The following is a 19,350-nucleotide window of genomic DNA, read 5'->3' on the forward strand; positions in this document are numbered from 1 at the left end:
TTAAAACAAACTATCCTAGGCGCAATTTCCTCCGTAAACTCTGAGCCCGACTTCCAATTAAACGATCTAGCTGACGAGTCTTCAATGTCAAGATGACAAAAACAAGCATACCTGCTCCACCTGCAACAGCCAAGTGGATAAAGCTAGATACATAGCCATTTGCTGGAAGGATAAGATTCAAGACAAATTCAATCCCCCATACAATGAGTCCCATTACGATAGAAATCCAACTAATGGTCGCAATATCTTTTATCACTAGTCTTTCATCAATATGCAGAACCTTGTCAATTCGTCTATAGAAGAGGTACAGCATAATTCCCAACCCAAATATCGTTGAGATAAAGCTACCATATACCTTAAAGACATAGATCATTGGTACTTGTAAAACGATTTTCACTAGCATCCCAATCAAGAAATAATAAATGGCTCTTCTATTTTCAAATATCGCTTGAATGACCACACTAATGACAGAATATAGTCCCAGAGGTAAAATTAAAAATAAGTTCCAAATGAATAGAGTAATGGCGATAGGCTCTGACGGTCCGTAAAAAATCGTATAGAGTGGCCCAGCTAACAGGACTGTTCCAACAATTGCCGGTATAGTAAATATAAAGAGTAATTGTAGATTATCCGCCACTAAATGAGACGCCGCCTTCAAATCTTTCTTGACAAATTTCTCTGTAATCAATGGAATAGCAACACTTCCCAAACTCAGTGAAATCCCAATAATCATCATCGTAATCTTACTTGGATTGGCAGCCATATATGAATAAAGTTCCAAAAGTTCCGAATTACTGTAATTCGTAATTCTTTCCATAACACGAATAAATGTGACTTGGTCAATAAACTGCAATAATTGAATCGTTAGACCTAAAATGATAATTGGAATCGCATCTCGAACAGTTTCCTTAATAAGTTGACCTGTATCCAAAGAAATCTTTTGTTTCTTAGCATGAAGCAACTTACCAAGGTAACCTTGCTTCCATAAAGTATAAACTAAAATCCCAACACTAGCAATCATACCGACAAAAGCTGCAAAGGTAGATTGGACAACTGCTTCAAGATAGTCACCGCTACCCAACTTCATAATCATAAATGTTGCTGCCAGTATCCAGATAACCCGTACCAGCTGCTCTGCAAGCTGACTGATCGCATAGGGCTTCATATCGTGCCGACCTTGGAAAAAACCACGCAAGATACTCATGGCTGGGAAGATAAAGAGAGGCGGGACTAGACTATACATGACTGGAAGTAACTTTTCCTTCGACCCCGATGCGTCTGCCAACCACGGAGCACTTAGATACATGACCCCTGCAAAGACAGCTCCAAAGACCAGCATGAGCTTGAAGAATTCTCTGACCAAGTAGAGTGACACCTCTTCTTTACCCAAGACATTGTATTTAGCTACTTGTTTGGCAATAGCTGTCGGAAGACCAGCTGTTGAAATCAATAAGAAGTTGGCATAGATTTGATACCCCATACTAAAGAGGGCATTGGCTTCAGCTCGATATTCCCCTAACCAAATATACCAGGGAATAACATAGGCAACACCAAGCAGGCGACTAAGAATATTTCCAGCAGTCAACCAAGCCAAGCCTCTAGCCATTGTCGCCTGTTCTTTGGACTGCTGCATTTCAACTTTTTCGGACATTTTTCTATTACTTTCTATGTAAATATAAGATAGGAAAAACTCATACTCTTCGAAAATCAAAATCAGACGTTGTTGACTTGATTTGATGAACTTCAGTTCTATCTGCATCTACGTCGCCTAGTCTGATTTTGATTTTCATTGAGTATTAATTTCTATTTTTGGATTTTCACAAAGTCTAACTCTTTCATTATAAACTTTTATCATACCAAAGTAAAAGAAAAACCCACCCATAAGGTGGGCAAGTCAATTAATTATCAATTGAATGATATCTCACTGTCAACCCTCGTTGTACAGCTGGGCGTTGGGCTATTTTCTCTACCCAGGACTTTAGATGCTTGTAAGAATCAACATCTAAAAATTCTGCCGAACCTGAATATAGTTCTCCTTGAACCAAGCGACCATACCAAGACCAAATAGCAATATCTGCGATGGTATAGGTATTTCCAGCTATATATTCTCTTGTCGCCAATAGCTGATCCAAGAGATCCAGCTGACGCTTAGTTTCCATTGTATAGCGATTAATCGGATATTCTTGCGCTGTCGGAGCGTAATGGAAGAAATGTCCAAATCCTCCACCAACAAATGGAGCGGCGCCAGTTTGCCAGAAGAGCCAGTTAAGAACCTCTGTCCGCTCTGCCCAAGCTTTTGGTAGGAAGGCCTCAAACTTTTCTGCCAAGTAGTAGAGAATGTTGGCAGATTCAAAGACCCGAACTGGCTCCTTCTCCGAATAATCAACCATAGCTGGTATTTTGGAGTTGGGGTTGATGGCAACAAAATCGGAGCCAAATTGGTCTCCTTGACCGATATTGATGAGAAAGAGGTCATAATCAGCTTCCGAAATACCTAACTCTTTCAACTCCTCCAACATAATAGCAACTTTAATACCGTTAGGTGTTCCCAAGGAATAAACTTGGAGGGGCTTGTCACCTTTTGGTAATTTATGTTCAAAGCGACTCCCTGCTGTTGGACGATTGCCTGAACGATTGTCATTTTCATCTTCCCACTTCCAAACGAGTGGTTTCGTGTATTCTGTCATCTTTTTTATTCTACCTTTCCTGGGATAAAACTAGCTATCCGATAGTGATTTTGAAGTTGTTGAATGTAAAGAGAAAGCTGAACCAACTCTTTTGGTGCATGGCAAGTCAAGGCTGTCAGCTCTGCAGTAACATAGCGTCCCAATCGATCAGCAAGCAAGTAGAGATTGTCAGCTTGTCCAAGCTCTTTGGCAGTTTCAAAAACCTTTTCACGCAAAACGGATGTGATAGCATCTTCTGGTAGCTGATAAACCGCCGAAAGATGACTATAAAATTCTTTACAGGTCGCCTTCATAGTTGCCTCCTCAATCACTTTTTACATATATTATAGAGTTTGTTTTATTGAATGTCAACTAAAAAAGATTGCCCTAAGACAATCTTTCTATTAATTAAAGTGAGTTAGGATCAACTTTAATACCAACACCTTGTGTTGTTGTAATAGATACTGAAGTCATGTAAGTACCTTTAGCTGTAGCTGGTTTAGCTTTAGCCATTACATCGTGGAAAGCTTTGAAGTTTTCAACGAGTTTGTCAGCGTCAAATGATACTTTACCGATAAGAGCTTGTACGATACCTGCTTTGTCAGCACGGTAAGTGATTTTACCACCTTTAGACTCTTCAACTGCTTTAGCAACATCCATAGTTACTGTACCAGTTTTAGGGTTTGGCATCAAGTTACGTGGACCAAGTACACGACCAAGACGTCCAACAACAGCCATCATATCTGGAGTTGCGATAACAACGTCGAAGTCCAACCAACCACCGTTGATTTTAGCAACGAGGTCGTCTTCACCAACAAAGTCTGCACCAGCAGCTTTTGCTTCTTCTGCTTTAGCACCACGTGCGAAAACAAGAACGCGTGAAGTTTTACCAGTACCGTTTGGCAATACCATTGCACCACGGATTTGTTGATCAGCTTTACGTACGTCGATGTTCAAGTTGTAAGCAACTTCAACTGACGCATCAAATTTAGCGAAGTTAGTTTCTTTTGCAAGAGCAACAGCTTCTTCTACGCTGTAAAGTTTTGTGCTGTCGATTTTTTCAAGAGCAGCACGCAAGTTTTTGCTTTTTTTAGCCATGTTATATGTCTCCTTGTAATCAGATAATCTTGGGTGCTACTTATTAGTCAGTAACAGTGAATCCCATAGAACGAGCAGTACCTTCGATCATACGCATTGCAGCTTCAAGAGATGCAGCGTTCAAGTCAGGCATTTTAGTTTCAGCAATTTCTTGTACTTGTGCACGAGTAACTGTTGCAACTTTAGTTTTGTTTGGTGTACCTGAACCTTTTTCAACACCTGCAGCTTTTTTCAAAAGAACAGCAGCTGGTGGTGTTTTAGTGATGAAAGTGAATGATTTATCTTCATACACAGAGATAACTACTGGGATGATCATACCAGCTTGGTCAGCTGTACGAGCGTTAAACTCTTTTGTGAATCCCATGATGTTGATACCTGCTTGACCAAGTGCTGGACCGACTGGTGGAGCTGGAGTAGCTTTACCTGCAGGAATTTGAAGTTTTACGAGTTTTTCGACTTTTTTAGCCATGATATAAAATCCTCCTATTGTGGTTTTGGCGGTAATTAAAGATTTTTACCTCCCACAAATATGTGTTTTACACATACCTTTTCATTATACACGAATTTCAAAGAAATGCAAGCTTTAGGTTTACTTTTTTTCACATTTTTTATAGAATGAATGTATGTTCGAATCGATTATATTTTTAAAAATAGTAGCCTTTCTATTCATCTTTCTAACCTTGGCCATTTCGATAATTGCTGTCAAGTTTTTTAGGTTGCAAAACCGAGGCTGGAACTTTGCAGACATTGCTTTTCCTCTCTATGCAATTGAATTTTATCTGATTTCGGACAAGGCCTACTATAACAGTCTACTGCCTCAGCTTGTCCTAGCCCTCTCACTACTAGCGATTGGTCTTTGCGGTTTCTTCCTTTTAAAGAAAAAGAATTTTTTATATCGACGTTTCTTCAAGGTTTTCTGGCGAGCTAGTTTTATCTTGACCTTTTTGATGTATCTAGCTTTAGTTATTGCGGTCTTCACTTTAAAATCCTAAAATCATCCATCCTTTCATAGATGGCATAATAAATCCCCGTTGCAGGCGCAGTGGGGATTCTTTTTATACTAAATCAGACAAGGCGACGTAGATGCAGATAGAACTGACGTTCATCAAGTCAACAGCGTATGATTTTGATTTTCTAAGAGTATTAATTAGTCGTCATATTGATAGGCCTCTCTGGGCATGAAAAGATGGACTTATTCATGAATTTCTAGAGGGAGGCCATCTGGATCAAAGAAGAAGGCCATTTTTTTACCATCAAAATCATCTGTTCGCAGGGCTTCGTGTCGAATGCCCAAACGGTCAAACTCTTCCAGGCAAGCCTCCACATCTGCAACCTGGAAGGCTAGATGGCGTAGACCTGTATGTTCAGGATTGGGCATGGCAGGACGCATTGGCGCATCTGGTTTGATGAAGATTTCCAAGATCAGATTGCCTTTTTTGACATTAAAGAGAATATCATTTTTTTCTGGTCGGATATGTTCATCCACCTGTTCAAAGCCTAGTTTCTCAACATAAAATTCTCTTGTTTTGTCATAGTCACTACCGATAATTGCAATATGATGGACTGCTTCAAATTTCATTATTGTGTTTCCAATACCTTTCTAGGTTTTGTTCCTTCAGCTGGTCCAATGACACCCGCTGCTTCTAGCTCTTCCATGAGGCGTGTTGCCCTGTTAAAACCAACAGACAAGCGTCGTTGAATCATAGAGGCGCTGGCTTTTTGTGTCTCAACTACCAAGGCACGTGCTTCGTTGAAAAGTGGATCTCCTCCAGCATCACCAAAACCTGCATCGCCATCACCTTCTGCCACTTCACCTGGATCAAAGGATTCATCATAATCTGCATCTGCCTGATCCTTGATAAAGCCAACTATTGCTTCTACATCATCATCGGATATAAAGGAACCTTGCAAGCGGACTGGATGGTTTTCATCAATCGGTTTAAAGAGCATGTCACCGCGACCCAAGAGTTTTTCAGCACCGTTTTCATCTAGAATCGTCCGACTATCTGTACCGCTTGATACGGCAAAGGCGATACGAGATGGGACATTGGCTTTAATCAAACCTGAAATAACATCAACAGATGGTCGCTGGGTAGCAAGAATCATGTGGATACCTGCTGCACGAGCCTTCTGTCCCAAGCGAATAATGGCATCTTCCACTTCCTTGCTGGCTACCATCATCAAGTCTGCCAACTCATCTACGATTACCACAATGAGAGGAAGTGGAATCTGTTTTTCTTCTGAACGGCTATTAAATTCTTCGACCTTCGCATTATAACCTTCTAAGTTTCGGACACCAATCTGGCTAAACAACTCATAGCGTTTCTCCATTTCATCCACTACTTTTTGAAGAGCTCGAGCAGCCTTGCGTGGGTTGGTCACAACGGGAATCAATAGGTGGGGAATATCATTATAGACCGATAATTCGACCATTTTGGGGTCAATCATCATGAACTTAACTTGGTCTGGACCAGCTTTCATGAGAATTGAAGAGATGATACCGTTGACAGCAACAGACTTCCCTGAACCAGTTGAACCAGCCACCAATAGATGGGGCATACGTGCTAGGTTAAAGGAACGGACGGAACCATTGACAGCCTTACCGAGAGGAATTTCCAAAAGCTTGTCTGGGTCTGTTTTAGATTGTTCCCAGAGCTCACGGAAAGGTACTGTAGCCACTTCGGAGTTTGGAACTTCAATACCGACCAGAGATTTTCCCGGGATAGGAGCTTCAATACGGACATCTTTAGCCGCAAGGGCTAGAGCCAAATCATCAGCTAGGTTAGAAATCCGATTGACACGGACGCCGACTGCTGGTTTGACTTCATACTTGGTTACCGATGGTCCAATCTCAGCTCGCTCAACTACTACCTTGATTCCAAAACTGGCAAAGGTGTCTTCTAAAACTTTAATATTCTGACGAACAATTCGTTTTTCATTGGACTGACTCTTAGCTTTTATAGGAGCAAATAAGTCTATGGACGGAAGTTTATATGCTAGTCTCTGCTTAGGCTTGAAATCAATCTGCACATCTGTCTCGTCCTTCTCAAACTCATTTGGTTCAGAAGCCTGGCTTGCCGAGTTTGATTGTGCTGGTTGGTCATCTTCTACCAACATAATTGGAAATTCATCTTCTATGTCTAAGTGGTCATATTCTGAAATAATCGGTACTTGAACAGGCTCTTCTTCGAGGATTTCACCCGTTTCTAAATCGACATGTCTATCTACCAGTGCCAAAGCCCGAGCTGACTCTTCCTCTTCCTCTAGACGAAGGCGTTCCTCTTCTAGACGAGCTAATTCTTGCTGACGTTTTTCTTCTCGTTCTGCTTTCTTCTGTGTTCGAAGCTCTGCTCTTTTTACCTGCGTCTCCGCCAACTTATCTTTGACAACCGCCAAGCCATCGGCAACATCATAAACAGACCATGGGCTTACAAAAAAGATACCAAATGCTATCACTAGAAGACCGATGAAGAAGGAACCGACATTTGCAAAGAGGAAAGAGACTGGCAGATAGAAGATACTTCCAATCATCCCTCCGCCTAGAAATGCTGTTACCTGAAACTTAGCTAGGTCTGACAAGGCCAATTTTAGAGTATGACCGAATAAGTCACTCCCTTGATAGGTCCAGTCTAAGTAAGCCTGAAATTCAATCAATAACCCGATAACAATCAGCCAGAAGCCCGATATGGTCCCTTCTCTTTCGCGTAAGACTTTGGGAATAAGAAGGTAGATAAATGCACCCGCCAATAATAGATAGGCCAAACTACCAAATAATAGTCGGAAAATATTGTAGCTGGTCACTCCAAACACACCTAAGCGACTGGCTGCAAAGACAATGAATAAAAGCCCCAATACTCGAAGGGTGATATTTTTAACACGTTCTTGCTGTGCTAATTCTGCCTTGGTTGGTCGCCTCGTAGCCTTTCCTTTTTTACTCGTTTTTGCCATAAAATCCTCAACTTTCTCAATCTCTTTATTTTATCATAATTGAGAATATTTTTCATATCAGAAAAAGCCCTGCATTATACAGGACTTCTCTTGGAGTGAAAGAATAATTTAAGAGGGCAAATAATATTATAGAGCGTTTAGAATAATCTGACCTTCTACGTAGAAGGTTGATGTCAAGGTTTCTTGACCGTCGTTAATAAAGATTTCTACACAGTTGGTGTCAACCAAGACCAACAAGTCTGTCGCTTTTACAGTAACTGCTCGGCGAACCGTTGACCATTCCTCCTCACCAGCTTGCTGGATTTTGAGGTGACTACGATCAATATAGACTTCTTGGCTTTCCTTATCGTAACCAAATTGTAGGTAATCTTGGTCAGTTCCAAGTATCAACTCCAAACTGCCTGATAGTTTAAGAGAGAACTTGCTTGGACCTTGGATGCTTTGTCCAATTTCAATATCCTTGAAGGCTTCCAAGACACTTGTTGGCAGAACTTGGTGCAATCCGTTTTCAGTCTTCTTGAGAATGCGTGGAAGGGTCATCTGACCGTACCACTTATGGCCTAGGTCATTGGTCACCAACTTGCGACCCCAGGTGTGCATCCAGGCAATCATGACACGTTCCCCTTCTGGACCTTCAGTCGTTTGAGCTGCATAGAAATCATGCCCATGGTCGATTTCTTTGAAGGAATCTGCCACAAAGACTTTCTTGTCCCAGTCCACATGACCAGTCACAAAGATATTGGAATTGATATTGACAAAGTCATTATCTACTTTTTGATAGCGCATCGGTGAAACAATCAGGTACTCTTGCCCATCTACTTCAAAGTAATCAGGACATTCCCAAACATGACCTTGGTGGGCTTGGCCTTTTAAGAAGATAGACTCAAATTGCCAGTCCAGCAAATCGTCAGAGCCTAGTAGGACTATACAGCCGACACCGTCTTTATGCTTGGTTGCTACAACAGAATAGTAACGACCGTCTCTCTCGAAAATTTTCGGATCACGAAAATCATTGGCGATGACTTCTTCTGGTAGAAGTTCCTCCGTCGCAACAGGATTCTGTGCGATTTTTTCAAAGTGAATCCCGTCTGTCGAATAGGCCATGTTCTGCACCTGTCTGACAGAGCCATCTTCATCGACGATATGACCCGTGTACATAAGCCAGAGGGCATCGTCTTTGACAATAGCAGAGCCCGAGAAACAGCCATCCTTATCGTAGCCCTTGTCGGGAGCAAGGGCAACTGGAAGATGTTCCCAGTTGACCAGGTCCTTACTTTTAGCGTGGCCCCAATGCATTGGCCCCCAAACACTTTCATAGGGATTGAATTGATAAAAGAGGTGGTATTCTCCTCTGAAATAGACAAAGCCATTCGGGTCATTGATCCAGCCAATTTCTGGAACAAAATGACGCTCTGGTCTAAATGTCAGATCAAGGGTTACTTTTTCTGCTTGAATATATGCATTGGCTTTTTCAACTGTTTTCACAGGCAGCCTCCTTTTTGATTACTGATTTTCTTTGTACTGATCGTAGTATTTTTGCTTGATAGCTAACCAGTCAGACAGACCGTAGCTTTCCAATTCTTTCAAATAGCTATCCCACTCTTCTTCGATACCGCCGTTGACAATCCATTCTGCACGTTTGCGGTAGATGAAGTCGTTCATATCTGCTTCAACTTGAGCAATCTTATCCAAATCTTCTTGTTCCATGAAGACACGAGGGTAAATATCATCGTTGGTCACATAGTCAAGATAGGTTTCGTGCATCAAGTCCAAACGCCATTTAGCATCATCTGGCATGGTGGTCACTGTACCGTAGTATTCGTCAAGAATAGCCAACGGTCCACCAACTTCTGTCTTCTGACGCAATTCGCCTGGAGCTGTACCGTTCAATGGTAGGTGTTTCAAGCTGTTCGTTGCTGTGTCAAGTTCAAAGATATTTTGCTGTGTTTCATCTCCATAAGTACCCCAGTTGTTTTGAACTGATTGGATCGGAGCGTATTGGGCATCAATCCACTTGGCAGTTAATTCCAAGTTTTTATTGGCTGATGTGATGACCATGCGGTCACGTTGGAAGCCCATACCGTTTGTACGAGTAATGTGCTTGGTTCCATCAGGACCCGCCAAGACTGGCAAGATGTCATAGGTATCATTCATACCAGTGATATTTGCCTTGTCCCAAGTGAAGTAAACACCATAGAGATTTTCGCTTCCTTTAGAGATGTAAGTGTTCCAATCTTGTTCAAACGCTTCAGGATCTAGAAGACCTTTTTCTTGAAGGGTACGCATAAATTCAACACCTTCTTTGTAGTCTTCATTGTCCGCTGTGAAGTCAACAGTTCCGTCATTGCTGACAACTAAGTGGTCATCATTATCACCGACACCGAATGCACCAAAAAGAATTTTGAAGTCCTCATTTCCTCCACCATTGATAAAGCCCATTGGAATTTCATCCGCCTTGCCGTTTCCGTTTGGATCCTTGGTCTTGAAGGCTTCAAGGACCTTAATCAAGTCGTCCGTTGTTTTGGGCATTTCAAGACCGAGTTTGTTCAACCACTCTTTGTTAATCCAAGCAATATCGCTAACAGTATGGATAGACTCCTTACCTTCGCCCAATTCTTCAATCCATGGGAATGAGTAGATATGTCCGTCTGGTGCTGTAATCATGGAACGGTACTCTGGATTTTCATCCAAAATTTTCTTGAGGTTTGGCATATGCTCATCAATCAAGTCTTCAACTGGTACAATAACACCTTGTTTTGCCCAGTTCATCAATTCCACATCGGAAGCACCGTCATTATGGATGGCGTCTGGCAAATCACCTGAAGCAATGTCCAAGTTCCGCTTTTCACCAAAGTCAGATTGGTAGTTGGTCCAATCAATATGAACGCCAGTTTCTTCCTCAAGACGTTGGAAAATCAACTTATCATTAGGATCAGCTGGAGCTAGAGGGGAGCTAGCTGTCATAAACTTAAGCGTAACTGATTTCTCCAGCGGGAATTGAACATTTTTCAATTCATAATCAGGGCTTGATGCAGTATTTTTTGAGCCACAAGCAGCCAACAAAACGGTACTTGCTAGAAGCGTAACAACTGTTTTTCCAAATTTGTGTTTCATCAGAAACAACCTCCTATATTTGTAAATTGATTTTTTAGAATATCTTTCAGTTTCCTTTTATTACTAGCTCAAAAGGTTTTGAGAACCTTTTGAGGTGGGAAATAGAGGGAACTACGTTCCTATCAAAAAGCTGAAGACTGTACTGAAGTACGGCATAGCGAGTTCAAATAATACCTGATTATTTGAAGCTGGAGATAAGGAAACGAAGTTTCCTCTTTCGTCGACGTAAGAAAAGAGAAAACGAAAGATATTTATTAACCTTTTAATGAACCAGCCATAATACCCTTATCAAAGTATTTCTGGAAGAATGGATACATGACAATGAGTGGCAAGCTAGAGATGACAATGGTCGCATACTTAATCATTTCTGCGATGCGTTTCATTTCATTCATGGCAGCCTGAGCACCGATCATGTCCTTAGCAGGCTCGCTTTGAATGAGGATTTTACGAAGTACTAGTTGGAGTGGCTCTAAGTCTGGATCCTTGATGTAAATCATGGCATCAAAGTAAGAATTCCATTGACCGACAAAGGCATAGAGGAAGAGTACAAACATAATTGGCTTAGCTAGTGGAATCATGATTTTCCAGAAAATCTGAAATTCATTGGCACCGTCCATAACGGCTGCTTCTACCAACTCATCCGGCAAGCCTTGGAAATAGGTCCGTGCCAAGATGATATTCCAAACATTGACTGCACCAGGGATAATAATGGCCCAGACAGTGTTCAACATTCCCAAATCTTTAACCAAGAGATAGGTCGGAACAAGTCCACCACCGAAGAACATGGTGAAAACCAGAAAGGCATTGATCCATTTTTTCCCAACCAAATCTTTTTTAGAGAGTGGATAGGCAGTCATGACTGAAATGGCTACAGTCACAAAGGCAAAGGAGAATGAATAAAAGAGTGAGTTAAAAAATCCGCGTAGGATAGACTTGTCTGAAAATACCCGTTGGTAACCTTCTACTGTCCAGTCCTTTGGATCAAAGCTAATGCCCTTGCTGACCAAAGCCTGCGGATCCATGAAGGAAGCGACTAAGATATAGACCATAGGCACAACTGTTATGAGAACAAGAAATGCCAGCAAGATTTTATTGACAACCAGCATTCGCTTGTCAAATTTTGTGTACATTTGTGTATTCATACGAACCTCCTATAAGCCTTGTCCGTCGTTAATGCGTTGGACAATCTTATTGACTGCAATCAGCAGGATAATATTGATAAGTGCGTTAAATAAGCCAACCGCTGTTGAATAAGAGTAGTCACCTGACACCAAACCGATTTTATAGACATAGGTTGAAATGATTTCAGAACTGGTTAGGTTGAGGGAGGTCTGCATCAGGAAGGCTTTTTCGTAACCAACGTTCATGATGCCCCCAGCTGCTAAGATAAACTGAATGACCATGACTGGTTTTAATGCAGGCAAGTCAATATGCCAGATACGTTGGAAAATATTTGCACCGTCTAGCTTAGCCGCTTCAATCAAGGCTGGATCAACATTGACCAAGGTAGCCGTGTAGAGAGTTGATGCCCAGCCCATTCCCTGCCAGATACCACTTAAGATATAGAGCGGTCTGAAGAAGTCTGGGTCTGTCAGGAAGTTGGCTTCAATACCAAATAGACCAAGGATTGAGTTGACTGGTCCTCCTACTGAGAAGAAGAGGAAAATCATACCGACGATGACAACGACTGAGATAAAGTTTGGAGCATACAGTACCAATTGAATCCGTTTTTTAGCCTTATCGCTCAATAATTGATTGAGCATGATGGCCAAAATAATTGGTGGAAGAAATCCTAAGAGCAGACCGTAGACACTCAATTTCAAGGTGTTGGCAAGTAAGGTGCCGAAATTTGGAGAAGAGAGAAACTTGGTAAACTCTTCAAACCCAATCCACTCGCTACCAAGCACCCCTTTTAAGGGATTGTAGTCTTTAAAGGCAATCAGTACTCCGTACATAGGAATGTAACGGAAGATGAAAGTCAAGACCAAGCCTGGTAGTAACATCAGTAACAAGAGTTTCTGTTGCTTGATTCTATCGAATAGACTAGCTTGTTGCAGTTTTGATGTTTTCATAAGAACTCCTTTTTGAAACGTTTCAAATTTATTGATTTTAGAAAGAGGTCTAACCCTCCGTTTTTTTGAAACGTTTCATTTTTCTTGTAAAAATAAAACCAACTGTTTATTGATGATTTTATTTTATCATTGTAACCGTTTTCTGTCAATCCCTATTTTTAATTTTTTGTCGTTTTTCCTTCAAGATAGGAAATCGGTAGAATGACTTGTAGGAGGCGCTCTCTTTTCTCAATAATATCAATTAGACAGGCAACGGCTTCCTGAGCCATAGACTCCAAAGGTTGACGAATGGTGGAAAGTTCTAAAGAGCGTTCACTTGCCAACTGAATACCATCATAGCCGATCACCTGCACATCTTCTGGAACCCGTCGTCCCAGTTTTTCCAAGACAGCAAGAGTATCTAGGGCTACAAAATCATTGATGGTGAAAATGGCGTCAACCTGTGGATTTTTAAGCAAAAAGGCTTCGACTTGATCGACAAAGTCATCATATGGCTCTTCCAAGTCCAAGATCTGACAAGGAAAACCTGCCTCTACAATCCGCTTTTCAAAATACAATCTGCGCTTCTTGGTTTCATTGATAGTTTTATTGTGCCCACCGATAAAGGCAAAATGTCGACCTCCTTTTGCAATCAAGGTATCCGCTACCAGTTCCGCACCAGCTTGGTTGTCCGAGCTGACACAAGGGATAGCCTTGTTTTCATAGGTGCGGTCGATACTGACGAATGGGATGTTAGAAGATAAGTAATCCTCGATTGGACTGTAGGTAATGGCAATAATTCCGTCAACCTTATTTTGCTGGAGCATGGTTAGGTAGTCCAGTTCGCGCTTGGGGCCTGAGATATTACAGAGCAAGAGCTTGTAGTTTTTCTTGCTCAGGGCTACTTCGACATGGTAGGCAAACTCTCCAAAAAATGGATGCCAGACTGTCGGAATAATCAAGGCAATGGTTTCCGTCCTGTTCTTTTTCATCCCACGGGCATAAACATCTGGGATGTAATTTAATTCCTGAATGGCAGCCTGAACTTTTTCAAGTGTGCTTTCCTTAATACCTGGTTCCTTATTAATAACTCGAGAAACCGTACCAACACTGACCCCTGCAACTCGAGCTACATCTTTCATGGTGATTGATTTTTGATCTTCCATTGTTTACCCCTTTCTTTTGAAACGTTTCAATAATTTACACTAGAATATCATTGATAGCGTTTTCTGTCAAGAAAAATTGACTTGTTAGCACATAAAAACACCCAAAAAGCTAGAATGATTCTAACTTTTAGGTGCCGTTTAAAAATCTTTTCTATTTTATTTGTACATCTTCTTCATTGGGTGTTTTGCAAGCACTTCTGGGTGATTATCGAGTGTAGCTCTGCCTTTTTCCGTCAGGGCATAACCTCGGACGGTAAAGTATGGAGCTAACTTTTCTTCCGTCAAGTTATCCTTGAGGGCAGTGTCGAGGTCTGCCGCCTTCATCTTGGACAGGCCTGTCACACCCTCTGCTTTGAGGATATTTTTCTTAGCAGTGGAGGTGATGTGGTCCAGCGAATCAAATGCTGACTCCACATAGACATAACCGTCTGCGATCAACTGCTCCATGTGAGCAGGACCATTGATGCCATACATATACTCGAAATATTTTGAGTAGGGTGTCGTCGTTTCAAAAGAACCCAGGCTAATCCGCCATAGCAAAATAATATCTCCCGGCAAAATTCCTTCTTCTAGCCGAACCATATTGCGTTTGGGAACAGGCTTGGCTTCTAAGAGCCAGGTCGCTAGGTCACGCTCGGGGGAGATATAGGGTTTGACCTCGTGGGCTTTATACATTTCTTCAACACGATTCTGGAGTGACATTTACTTTACCTCACGAATTGCGTAATAATTTCCATCATTGTCTGCAAAGCTAATTACCTTCATGAAACCAAGGTCCATGACTGGATTCGTTGTGACACCACGTTCAACAAGTTCTTCGTAAGTTTTGGCTACATCTACTGATGTCATTAAGATTGATGGTGTACCTAAGTTTAATTCTGGCTCCATTTCAGCAACCTCTGCCTTATCATGAAGTACAAATTGTACCTCACTATCTGATTTAGGTGCAATAATGTAAGAAGTTTGGGGGCCTTGCACTTGTTTTTCTACACGTTCAAATCCCATTTTCTCTTTCCAAAATTGAGCTGAAGCCTCAATATCATTCACATATAACATAACTTGTCCGATTGATTGAATCATCTTAAATACCTCTTTTGCGTTGTACGAACATGTGTTCAAACCATTATACACTAGATAGAGATATTCTCCAAAGAAAAACGACTCTTAGAGCCGTTCAAAACCTAGGAAACGAGTCCCCTGAAAATGCAGGGTGCCTACATCTCCCTCTGCCAAGAGGGCATACTCGTCCGAGCGTACACGGAACTCCTGCCGTCTTCCCTCCCATTCAAACGTTACATAATAATTGGTTCGTGCTACTTCGTTACCAAAAACATGAGTTCGTTTTGAGACAAGCTTGGCCCTGTAGGATTCTTTTGGGGCCTGATTGTTATGGTGCCATTCCATAAAATTTTTAATAATATGGAAACAAACCGTCGCTAATATGATCGCGGAAAAACTGTAGAAAAGGACCGTATGCCATACTAGGCTTCCATCTGGGGCAAACAAGTTCTCAAACATCATTATTCTCCTTTTTACATTTGTAAATATAGTATATCATATTGTTGAATTGGATACACTTTTTATACTAGATAAAAATTGAAAAAATCCATATTTCATGGTAGAATGAGCATAATTTTGAACAAGACAAGAAAGGAATTTCAATGAAAAAAATACTAGCTCTTGCTCTAGCATCGAGCATCTTGCTAACTGCCTGCACAAACAACTCGACAGCTAACAGCCCATCTTCTACAGCGTCTAGCTCTAGTTCAAGCTCGACTACGACAGCTGATACAACTGCTTCTAGCCAATATGCCAAAGATTTGGCATACGCCATTAACAATCCCAGAGCTACATTCCCCCAACTTTCCAATGAAATTGGTGAAAATGAGGCTGCTGTTAAAATAAAAACAACCGAAGGCGACATCACTATAAAACTCTTCCCCGAGCAAGCACCACTAACTGTAGAAAACTTTCTGACTCATGCGAAGGAAGGATACTATAATGGAACGATCTTCCATCGTGTCATTAAGGATTTCATGATTCAAGGTGGCGATCCTCTTGGAAATGGTACTGGTGGAGAGTCTATCTGGGCCGGAAAAGATACTACTATCGATGCTGGGAATGGTTTTAAAGACGAGATTTCAGCTTTCCTTTATAACATTCGTGGCTCACTTTCTATGGCAAACGCTGGCGCGGGAACAAATGGAAGTCAGTTTTTCATCAATCAAAATACAACAGACATGTCTAGCCAACTCTCTAGTTCTAGCTATCCTGGTAAAATCATTGACGCTTATAAAAACGGAGGCAATCCAAACTTAGATGGCAAGCATACCGTATTTGGTCAAGTCATTGAAGGGATGGACGTCGTAGATAAAATTGCTTCAGTCGAAACAGACAATAGCGATAAACCTAAAACAGATGTAAAAATTGAGTCTATTGAAATTCTGAAAGATTACGTAAAATAGTATACTAGCTAGACATAGAACGCCATCATCACACTAAAAAGCAATGGACGAAAGTCAAGTGATATTGAAGCTTCCATCAATTAGTGGTTATCTCAAGTCCTCAATCCTCTCTCTAAGACGATAACCTTTGATTGTGGGAAAGAATTCTCTACCTGAATACCTATTTCGAATGTACATGACTTTAATATTTTCTTTACAGACCAAGGCTTTCCCTGGGAAATGAGGTCTCAATGAACATTCAAATGACCTTTCAAGGCGAAACAGAGGATTTTCTAGGAATTATCAAACACATTACCAAGTCTTTCTCAGCTACTTAAAAAGTCTAACCTGATTTGATAATTCAGTTATTTATAATAAATAATTAAAGGAGCGGGAACGAAATTGACTGCTCAATAAAGAGTTCGTCAACAAGCCTTTATTTCAAGTAGTTGAGCTGAAATAGTTCACTGAACTGTTTCACTCCCTCAGACTGTTAAAGCTAATCAACCACTACGATGAGATGTTGACGCGAATTCTAAGAAGCGAGGTTGGACTTATGTCCAGCCTCTTTTTTGTATTTTCAAATTTCTCAATTACTTTCTACCGTATAACCTTTTACATACCTGATAAAGAATAGGTACAGCAATGATGGTCGTAATTGCAGTGCCATAGGTTCCTAAGATTCTACCCAAAGCTGCGAGGAAGGAAGCTGAGAAGGTTAACCCTCCGACAAAACTTCCCGTTAATGTATACTTCAATAGGTTCAAGATAATTTTTGTAATTGCCGCAACAATTCCAACCAAAATAATATTGGTTAAGCGATCATTTTCCTTGAGGAATTTCTCGTAAAACAAATGCAAAATGAAGCAGACGATGAGCGATTCTAAAATGGTAATCCAAGCGACTGAAGCATAACCAGATAGTAAATCAAAGATGCCTAGACCAAGTGACGCCGCCGCAGCTCCTTTTTTGGCACCAAAGATTAGTACTCCTACCACCACCAGAGCATTGCCTAAATGGACAAATTGACTCCCAAAAGGAATACGAATAAAGAAGACAACCACACAAATAAGGGCTGCAAATAGGCTAATTTCTGTTAATTGACGCAATTGATTCTGTTTCATAATTTCTCCTTTAATGTTTGAAATGCTTGCTGTAATTCTGCTAAAAATGGTTCGAAGTAAATCCCAAATTTCAAGTCTCTATCCAAAGCAAGGGTACGCTCTAAACTCTTGTCGATAAAATCTAAAGCTAGAGGGATAGCTTGATGGAGATTGATTTGTTGGATGGTTGCTACTGCCAACAAGATAGATAGAATGTCACCTGTTCCAAAGAAATTTGCTGGATATTTTTTAGACATATAGGTAGTTATTTCCCCTGTTTCCTGCTGAAAATAGGCTACACCTATTTGGCTATCATCAAAGGAAATCCCTGTCAGTACAATATCTGCGGATACCTGCTCTGCTAAAGCTTCCAGTAAGTCCTCAATAGCTGCCCTATCGTAGCAAGCTCCCAAATATTCCCTCCCTGTCAAAAAAGCTGCCTCTGTTACATTGGGGAGAATGAGCTTGGCCGACTGGATCAACTCTTTCATGGCTTCTACATAGGTAGATGTGAAACCTGAATACAACTTGCCTCCATCCCCCATGACCGGATCAACAATCAATGGTGTCTCTGTTTGTTTCGCATACATAGCCAATTGACTTAGTTGCTGAGGATTTCTACAGTAGCCAGACAAGATGCCTGCCAACTCCAAATTCAAGTTCTTCCACTGTTCAAAATAGGCTCGATTCAAGTCAGTCATATCTTCAACGACAACATCTGGAAAACCACCCGTATGAGAAGAAAGTAGTACCGTTGGTAAAAGAATCGTTTCTACCTGACAGGCTGCTGCAATTGGGATGCTAGTGGCTAGGGCAACCTTACCCACACCAGGCAAATCATTTGCAAGCAATAATCGCTGAACCATAACAACCTCCTAAATTATTTTTCTTAAACAAAATTGTAAAGTATTTTCACGAGCTTTTCAATAACTCTTATCAGAAATTGTATGGGGACAGATGGCTGAAACCTTACAACACCAGTCTCAAATCACTGCATAAGAAAAAACAGTAACAACTTTTTGCTACTGTCATCCTATTTCAATGTATTGTTGTCAAAATCTGCTTAATTTTTCTCCAGAAAGGCAATCAGGGTCTGGGCAGAACGTTCTCCTGCTTGAATGATAAATTCATCAAAGGTGATATTGGCATCTCCCTGAGCTGTGTCACTCATGGCTCGGATAACCAAGAATGGCTTACCTGTATTGACAGCTGCTTGAGCGATAGCTGCTCCTTCCATCTCTACGGCAAGGACTTCTGGAAAATGAGTTTTGATTGTAGCGATTCTCTCCTGACCTGCGATAAAACTGTCACCTGTCACAATCAGACCCACATGGCTAATCATTTCCTGCTCTGCTAAAACGGTTCTTAGCTGTTCTAACAAGACTTGGTCCGCTGGATAATACAATTCCTGCCCTGCCATTTGCCCGTAAGCATAGCCGAAAGCCGTCACATCCACATCGTGGTAAGCCAATTGATTCGCTACAACCACATCACCGATGGCAATCCCTTCGGCAACAGCTCCTGCCGAACCTGTATTGACAATGACATCAACCGAAAAACGATCTGCCAAAACAGCCACGGACATAGCTGACATAACCTTACCGATACCTGACTGAACAAGAACGACTTCATGTTGACCGATTCGTCCCTGATAGTAAGTTCGACCCAAGACATCGGTTTCAGTTGCATCTTGTAGATGCTCGACCAAAATCTTTAATTCCTGAGGCATGGCTGCGATAATTCCAAATTTCATCTCTTCT

The 19,350-nt window shown here is 41.2% G+C and carries 20 protein-coding genes and 1 pseudogene; 3 read left to right on the forward strand and 18 right to left on the reverse strand.

Going from position 1 to position 19,350, the window contains the following annotated elements; genetic code table 11:
* Positions 1 to 10 precede the first annotated feature (10 nt).
* The 5 genes from SST111_RS00605 to rplK form a co-directional block, all read right to left on the reverse strand.
* A complete protein-coding gene (locus SST111_RS00605) occupies positions 11 to 1,651 on the reverse strand; it encodes a putative polysaccharide biosynthesis protein (RefSeq protein ID WP_099809659.1) in 1,641 nt (546 codons plus the stop codon).
* A 247-nt stretch (positions 1,652 to 1,898) separates the two neighbouring features.
* Positions 1,899 to 2,687, reverse strand: coding sequence for a glutathione-dependent disulfide-bond oxidoreductase (gene yghU / locus SST111_RS00615; protein ID WP_099809660.1), 789 nt, complete (start codon positions 2,685 to 2,687; stop codon positions 1,899 to 1,901).
* Between the two features lie 5 nt (positions 2,688 to 2,692).
* The gene (locus SST111_RS00620) at positions 2,693 to 2,980 is read right to left on the reverse strand and encodes a hypothetical protein (RefSeq protein ID WP_099809661.1); all 288 of its coding nucleotides are present in this window, start codon (positions 2,978 to 2,980) and stop codon (positions 2,693 to 2,695) included.
* 94 nt (positions 2,981 to 3,074) lie between these two features.
* Positions 3,075 to 3,764: a 50S ribosomal protein L1 gene (rplA, locus tag SST111_RS00625; RefSeq protein ID WP_004194879.1), complete on the reverse strand. Its 690-nt coding sequence runs from the start codon at positions 3,762 to 3,764 to the stop codon at positions 3,075 to 3,077.
* 43 nt (positions 3,765 to 3,807) lie between these two features.
* On the reverse strand, positions 3,808 to 4,233 hold the full coding sequence (gene rplK, locus SST111_RS00630; RefSeq protein WP_002935890.1) for a 50S ribosomal protein L11: 426 nt from the start codon (positions 4,231 to 4,233) through the stop codon (positions 3,808 to 3,810).
* Between the two features lie 154 nt (positions 4,234 to 4,387).
* On the opposite strand from rplK, the gene SST111_RS00635 reads away from it, so the two are divergent.
* Positions 4,388 to 4,756: a DUF3397 domain-containing protein gene (locus SST111_RS00635; protein ID WP_004194874.1), complete on the forward strand. Its 369-nt coding sequence runs from the start codon at positions 4,388 to 4,390 to the stop codon at positions 4,754 to 4,756.
* Positions 4,757 to 4,956: 200 nt separating this feature from the next.
* On the opposite strand, the gene gloA2 is transcribed toward SST111_RS00635, so the two are convergent.
* The 10 genes from gloA2 to SST111_RS00685 form a co-directional block, all read right to left on the reverse strand.
* Positions 4,957 to 5,343, reverse strand: a complete 387-nt coding sequence (gene gloA2 / locus SST111_RS00640) for an SMU1112c/YaeR family gloxylase I-like metalloprotein (protein ID WP_043025401.1) — start codon at positions 5,341 to 5,343, stop codon at positions 4,957 to 4,959.
* Positions 5,343 to 7,712 (reverse strand): FtsK/SpoIIIE family DNA translocase, encoded by a 2,370-nt coding sequence (locus tag SST111_RS00645; RefSeq protein WP_099809662.1) that lies wholly within the window; start codon positions 7,710 to 7,712, stop codon positions 5,343 to 5,345. The genes gloA2 and SST111_RS00645 overlap by 1 nt, the downstream gene beginning before the upstream one ends.
* A gap of 126 nt (positions 7,713 to 7,838) precedes the next feature.
* Entirely contained in the window at positions 7,839 to 9,197 is a 1,359-nt protein-coding gene (locus tag SST111_RS00650) for a glycoside hydrolase family 32 protein (RefSeq protein ID WP_099809663.1), read from the reverse strand.
* 18 nt (positions 9,198 to 9,215) lie between these two features.
* Positions 9,216 to 10,826 carry an ABC transporter substrate-binding protein gene (locus tag SST111_RS00655; RefSeq protein WP_099809664.1) on the reverse strand — a complete coding sequence of 537 codons (1,611 nt, stop codon included), beginning with the start codon at positions 10,824 to 10,826 and terminating at the stop codon, positions 9,216 to 9,218.
* Positions 10,827 to 11,080: 254 nt separating this feature from the next.
* Positions 11,081 to 11,968, reverse strand: coding sequence for a carbohydrate ABC transporter permease (locus SST111_RS00660; RefSeq protein ID WP_029179549.1), 888 nt, complete (start codon positions 11,966 to 11,968; stop codon positions 11,081 to 11,083).
* Between the two features lie 9 nt (positions 11,969 to 11,977).
* Complete coding sequence (locus SST111_RS00665; protein ID WP_099809665.1) at positions 11,978 to 12,898, reverse strand: ABC transporter permease; 921 nt, start codon at positions 12,896 to 12,898, stop codon at positions 11,978 to 11,980.
* A gap of 158 nt (positions 12,899 to 13,056) precedes the next feature.
* Entirely contained in the window at positions 13,057 to 14,043 is a 987-nt protein-coding gene (locus SST111_RS00670; RefSeq protein ID WP_099809666.1) for a LacI family DNA-binding transcriptional regulator, read from the reverse strand.
* Between the two features lie 156 nt (positions 14,044 to 14,199).
* Complete coding sequence (locus SST111_RS00675) at positions 14,200 to 14,745, reverse strand: hypothetical protein (protein WP_029179547.1); 546 nt, start codon at positions 14,743 to 14,745, stop codon at positions 14,200 to 14,202.
* Positions 14,746 to 15,123: a glyoxalase/bleomycin resistance/extradiol dioxygenase family protein gene (locus SST111_RS00680; protein ID WP_002935876.1), complete on the reverse strand. Its 378-nt coding sequence runs from the start codon at positions 15,121 to 15,123 to the stop codon at positions 14,746 to 14,748.
* Positions 15,124 to 15,207: 84 nt separating this feature from the next.
* Entirely contained in the window at positions 15,208 to 15,561 is a 354-nt protein-coding gene (locus SST111_RS00685) for a DUF2500 domain-containing protein (protein ID WP_099809667.1), read from the reverse strand.
* 143 nt (positions 15,562 to 15,704) lie between these two features.
* Between SST111_RS00685 and SST111_RS00690 the strand changes: the two genes are divergently transcribed.
* Together SST111_RS00690 and SST111_RS12530 are read left to right on the forward strand one after the other, a co-directional pair.
* The gene (locus SST111_RS00690; protein WP_099809668.1) at positions 15,705 to 16,508 is read left to right on the forward strand and encodes a peptidylprolyl isomerase; all 804 of its coding nucleotides are present in this window, start codon (positions 15,705 to 15,707) and stop codon (positions 16,506 to 16,508) included.
* Between the two features lie 21 nt (positions 16,509 to 16,529).
* Positions 16,530 to 16,839, forward strand: a pseudogene (locus SST111_RS12530) (IS30 family transposase); the annotation flags it as partial.
* A gap of 241 nt (positions 16,840 to 17,080) precedes the next feature.
* Here SST111_RS12530 and SST111_RS00700 read toward each other — a convergent pair.
* From SST111_RS00700 to SST111_RS00710, 3 genes are all read right to left on the reverse strand, one after another.
* Complete coding sequence (locus tag SST111_RS00700; protein WP_099809669.1) at positions 17,081 to 17,611, reverse strand: ECF transporter S component; 531 nt, start codon at positions 17,609 to 17,611, stop codon at positions 17,081 to 17,083.
* Entirely contained in the window at positions 17,608 to 18,456 is an 849-nt protein-coding gene (locus SST111_RS00705) for a pyridoxamine kinase (protein WP_099809670.1), read from the reverse strand. The genes SST111_RS00700 and SST111_RS00705 overlap by 4 nt, the downstream gene beginning before the upstream one ends.
* Positions 18,457 to 18,653: 197 nt before the next feature.
* Entirely contained in the window at positions 18,654 to 19,343 is a 690-nt protein-coding gene (locus SST111_RS00710; RefSeq protein WP_014636691.1) for a 5'-methylthioadenosine/adenosylhomocysteine nucleosidase, read from the reverse strand.
* Positions 19,344 to 19,350 lie beyond the last annotated feature (7 nt).

Source organism: Streptococcus suis YS161 (genome assembly GCF_002760245.1).
GTDB classification, from domain to species: domain Bacteria; phylum Bacillota; class Bacilli; order Lactobacillales; family Streptococcaceae; genus Streptococcus; species Streptococcus suis_I.

Excerpts from the sequence above, each read along its gene's own strand:
- SST111_RS00605 (WP_099809659.1), bottom strand. The coding sequence starts at position 1,651 with ATGTCCGAAAAAGTTGAAATGCAGCAGTCCAAAGAACAGGCGACAATG.
- yghU (WP_099809660.1), bottom strand. The coding sequence starts at position 2,687 with ATGACAGAATACACGAAACCACTCGTTTGGAAGTGGGAAGATGAAAAT.
- SST111_RS00620 (WP_099809661.1), bottom strand. The coding sequence starts at position 2,980 with ATGAAGGCGACCTGTAAAGAATTTTATAGTCATCTTTCGGCGGTTTAT.
- rplA (WP_004194879.1), bottom strand. The coding sequence starts at position 3,764 with ATGGCTAAAAAAAGCAAAAACTTGCGTGCTGCTCTTGAAAAAATCGAC.
- rplK (WP_002935890.1), bottom strand. The coding sequence starts at position 4,233 with ATGGCTAAAAAAGTCGAAAAACTCGTAAAACTTCAAATTCCTGCAGGT.
- SST111_RS00635 (WP_004194874.1), top strand. The coding sequence starts at position 4,388 with ATGTTCGAATCGATTATATTTTTAAAAATAGTAGCCTTTCTATTCATC.
- gloA2 (WP_043025401.1), bottom strand. The coding sequence starts at position 5,343 with ATGAAATTTGAAGCAGTCCATCATATTGCAATTATCGGTAGTGACTAT.
- SST111_RS00645 (WP_099809662.1), bottom strand. The coding sequence starts at position 7,712 with ATGGCAAAAACGAGTAAAAAAGGAAAGGCTACGAGGCGACCAACCAAG.
- SST111_RS00655 (WP_099809664.1), bottom strand. The coding sequence starts at position 10,826 with ATGAAACACAAATTTGGAAAAACAGTTGTTACGCTTCTAGCAAGTACC.
- SST111_RS00660 (WP_029179549.1), bottom strand. The coding sequence starts at position 11,968 with ATGAATACACAAATGTACACAAAATTTGACAAGCGAATGCTGGTTGTC.
- SST111_RS00665 (WP_099809665.1), bottom strand. The coding sequence starts at position 12,898 with ATGAAAACATCAAAACTGCAACAAGCTAGTCTATTCGATAGAATCAAG.
- SST111_RS00670 (WP_099809666.1), bottom strand. The coding sequence starts at position 14,043 with ATGGAAGATCAAAAATCAATCACCATGAAAGATGTAGCTCGAGTTGCA.
- SST111_RS00675 (WP_029179547.1), bottom strand. The coding sequence starts at position 14,745 with ATGTCACTCCAGAATCGTGTTGAAGAAATGTATAAAGCCCACGAGGTC.
- SST111_RS00680 (WP_002935876.1), bottom strand. The coding sequence starts at position 15,123 with ATGATTCAATCAATCGGACAAGTTATGTTATATGTGAATGATATTGAG.
- SST111_RS00685 (WP_099809667.1), bottom strand. The coding sequence starts at position 15,561 with ATGTTTGAGAACTTGTTTGCCCCAGATGGAAGCCTAGTATGGCATACG.
- SST111_RS00690 (WP_099809668.1), top strand. The coding sequence starts at position 15,705 with ATGAAAAAAATACTAGCTCTTGCTCTAGCATCGAGCATCTTGCTAACT.
- SST111_RS00700 (WP_099809669.1), bottom strand. The coding sequence starts at position 17,611 with ATGAAACAGAATCAATTGCGTCAATTAACAGAAATTAGCCTATTTGCA.
- SST111_RS00705 (WP_099809670.1), bottom strand. The coding sequence starts at position 18,456 with ATGGTTCAGCGATTATTGCTTGCAAATGATTTGCCTGGTGTGGGTAAG.
- SST111_RS00710 (WP_014636691.1), bottom strand. The coding sequence starts at position 19,343 with ATGAAATTTGGAATTATCGCAGCCATGCCTCAGGAATTAAAGATTTTG.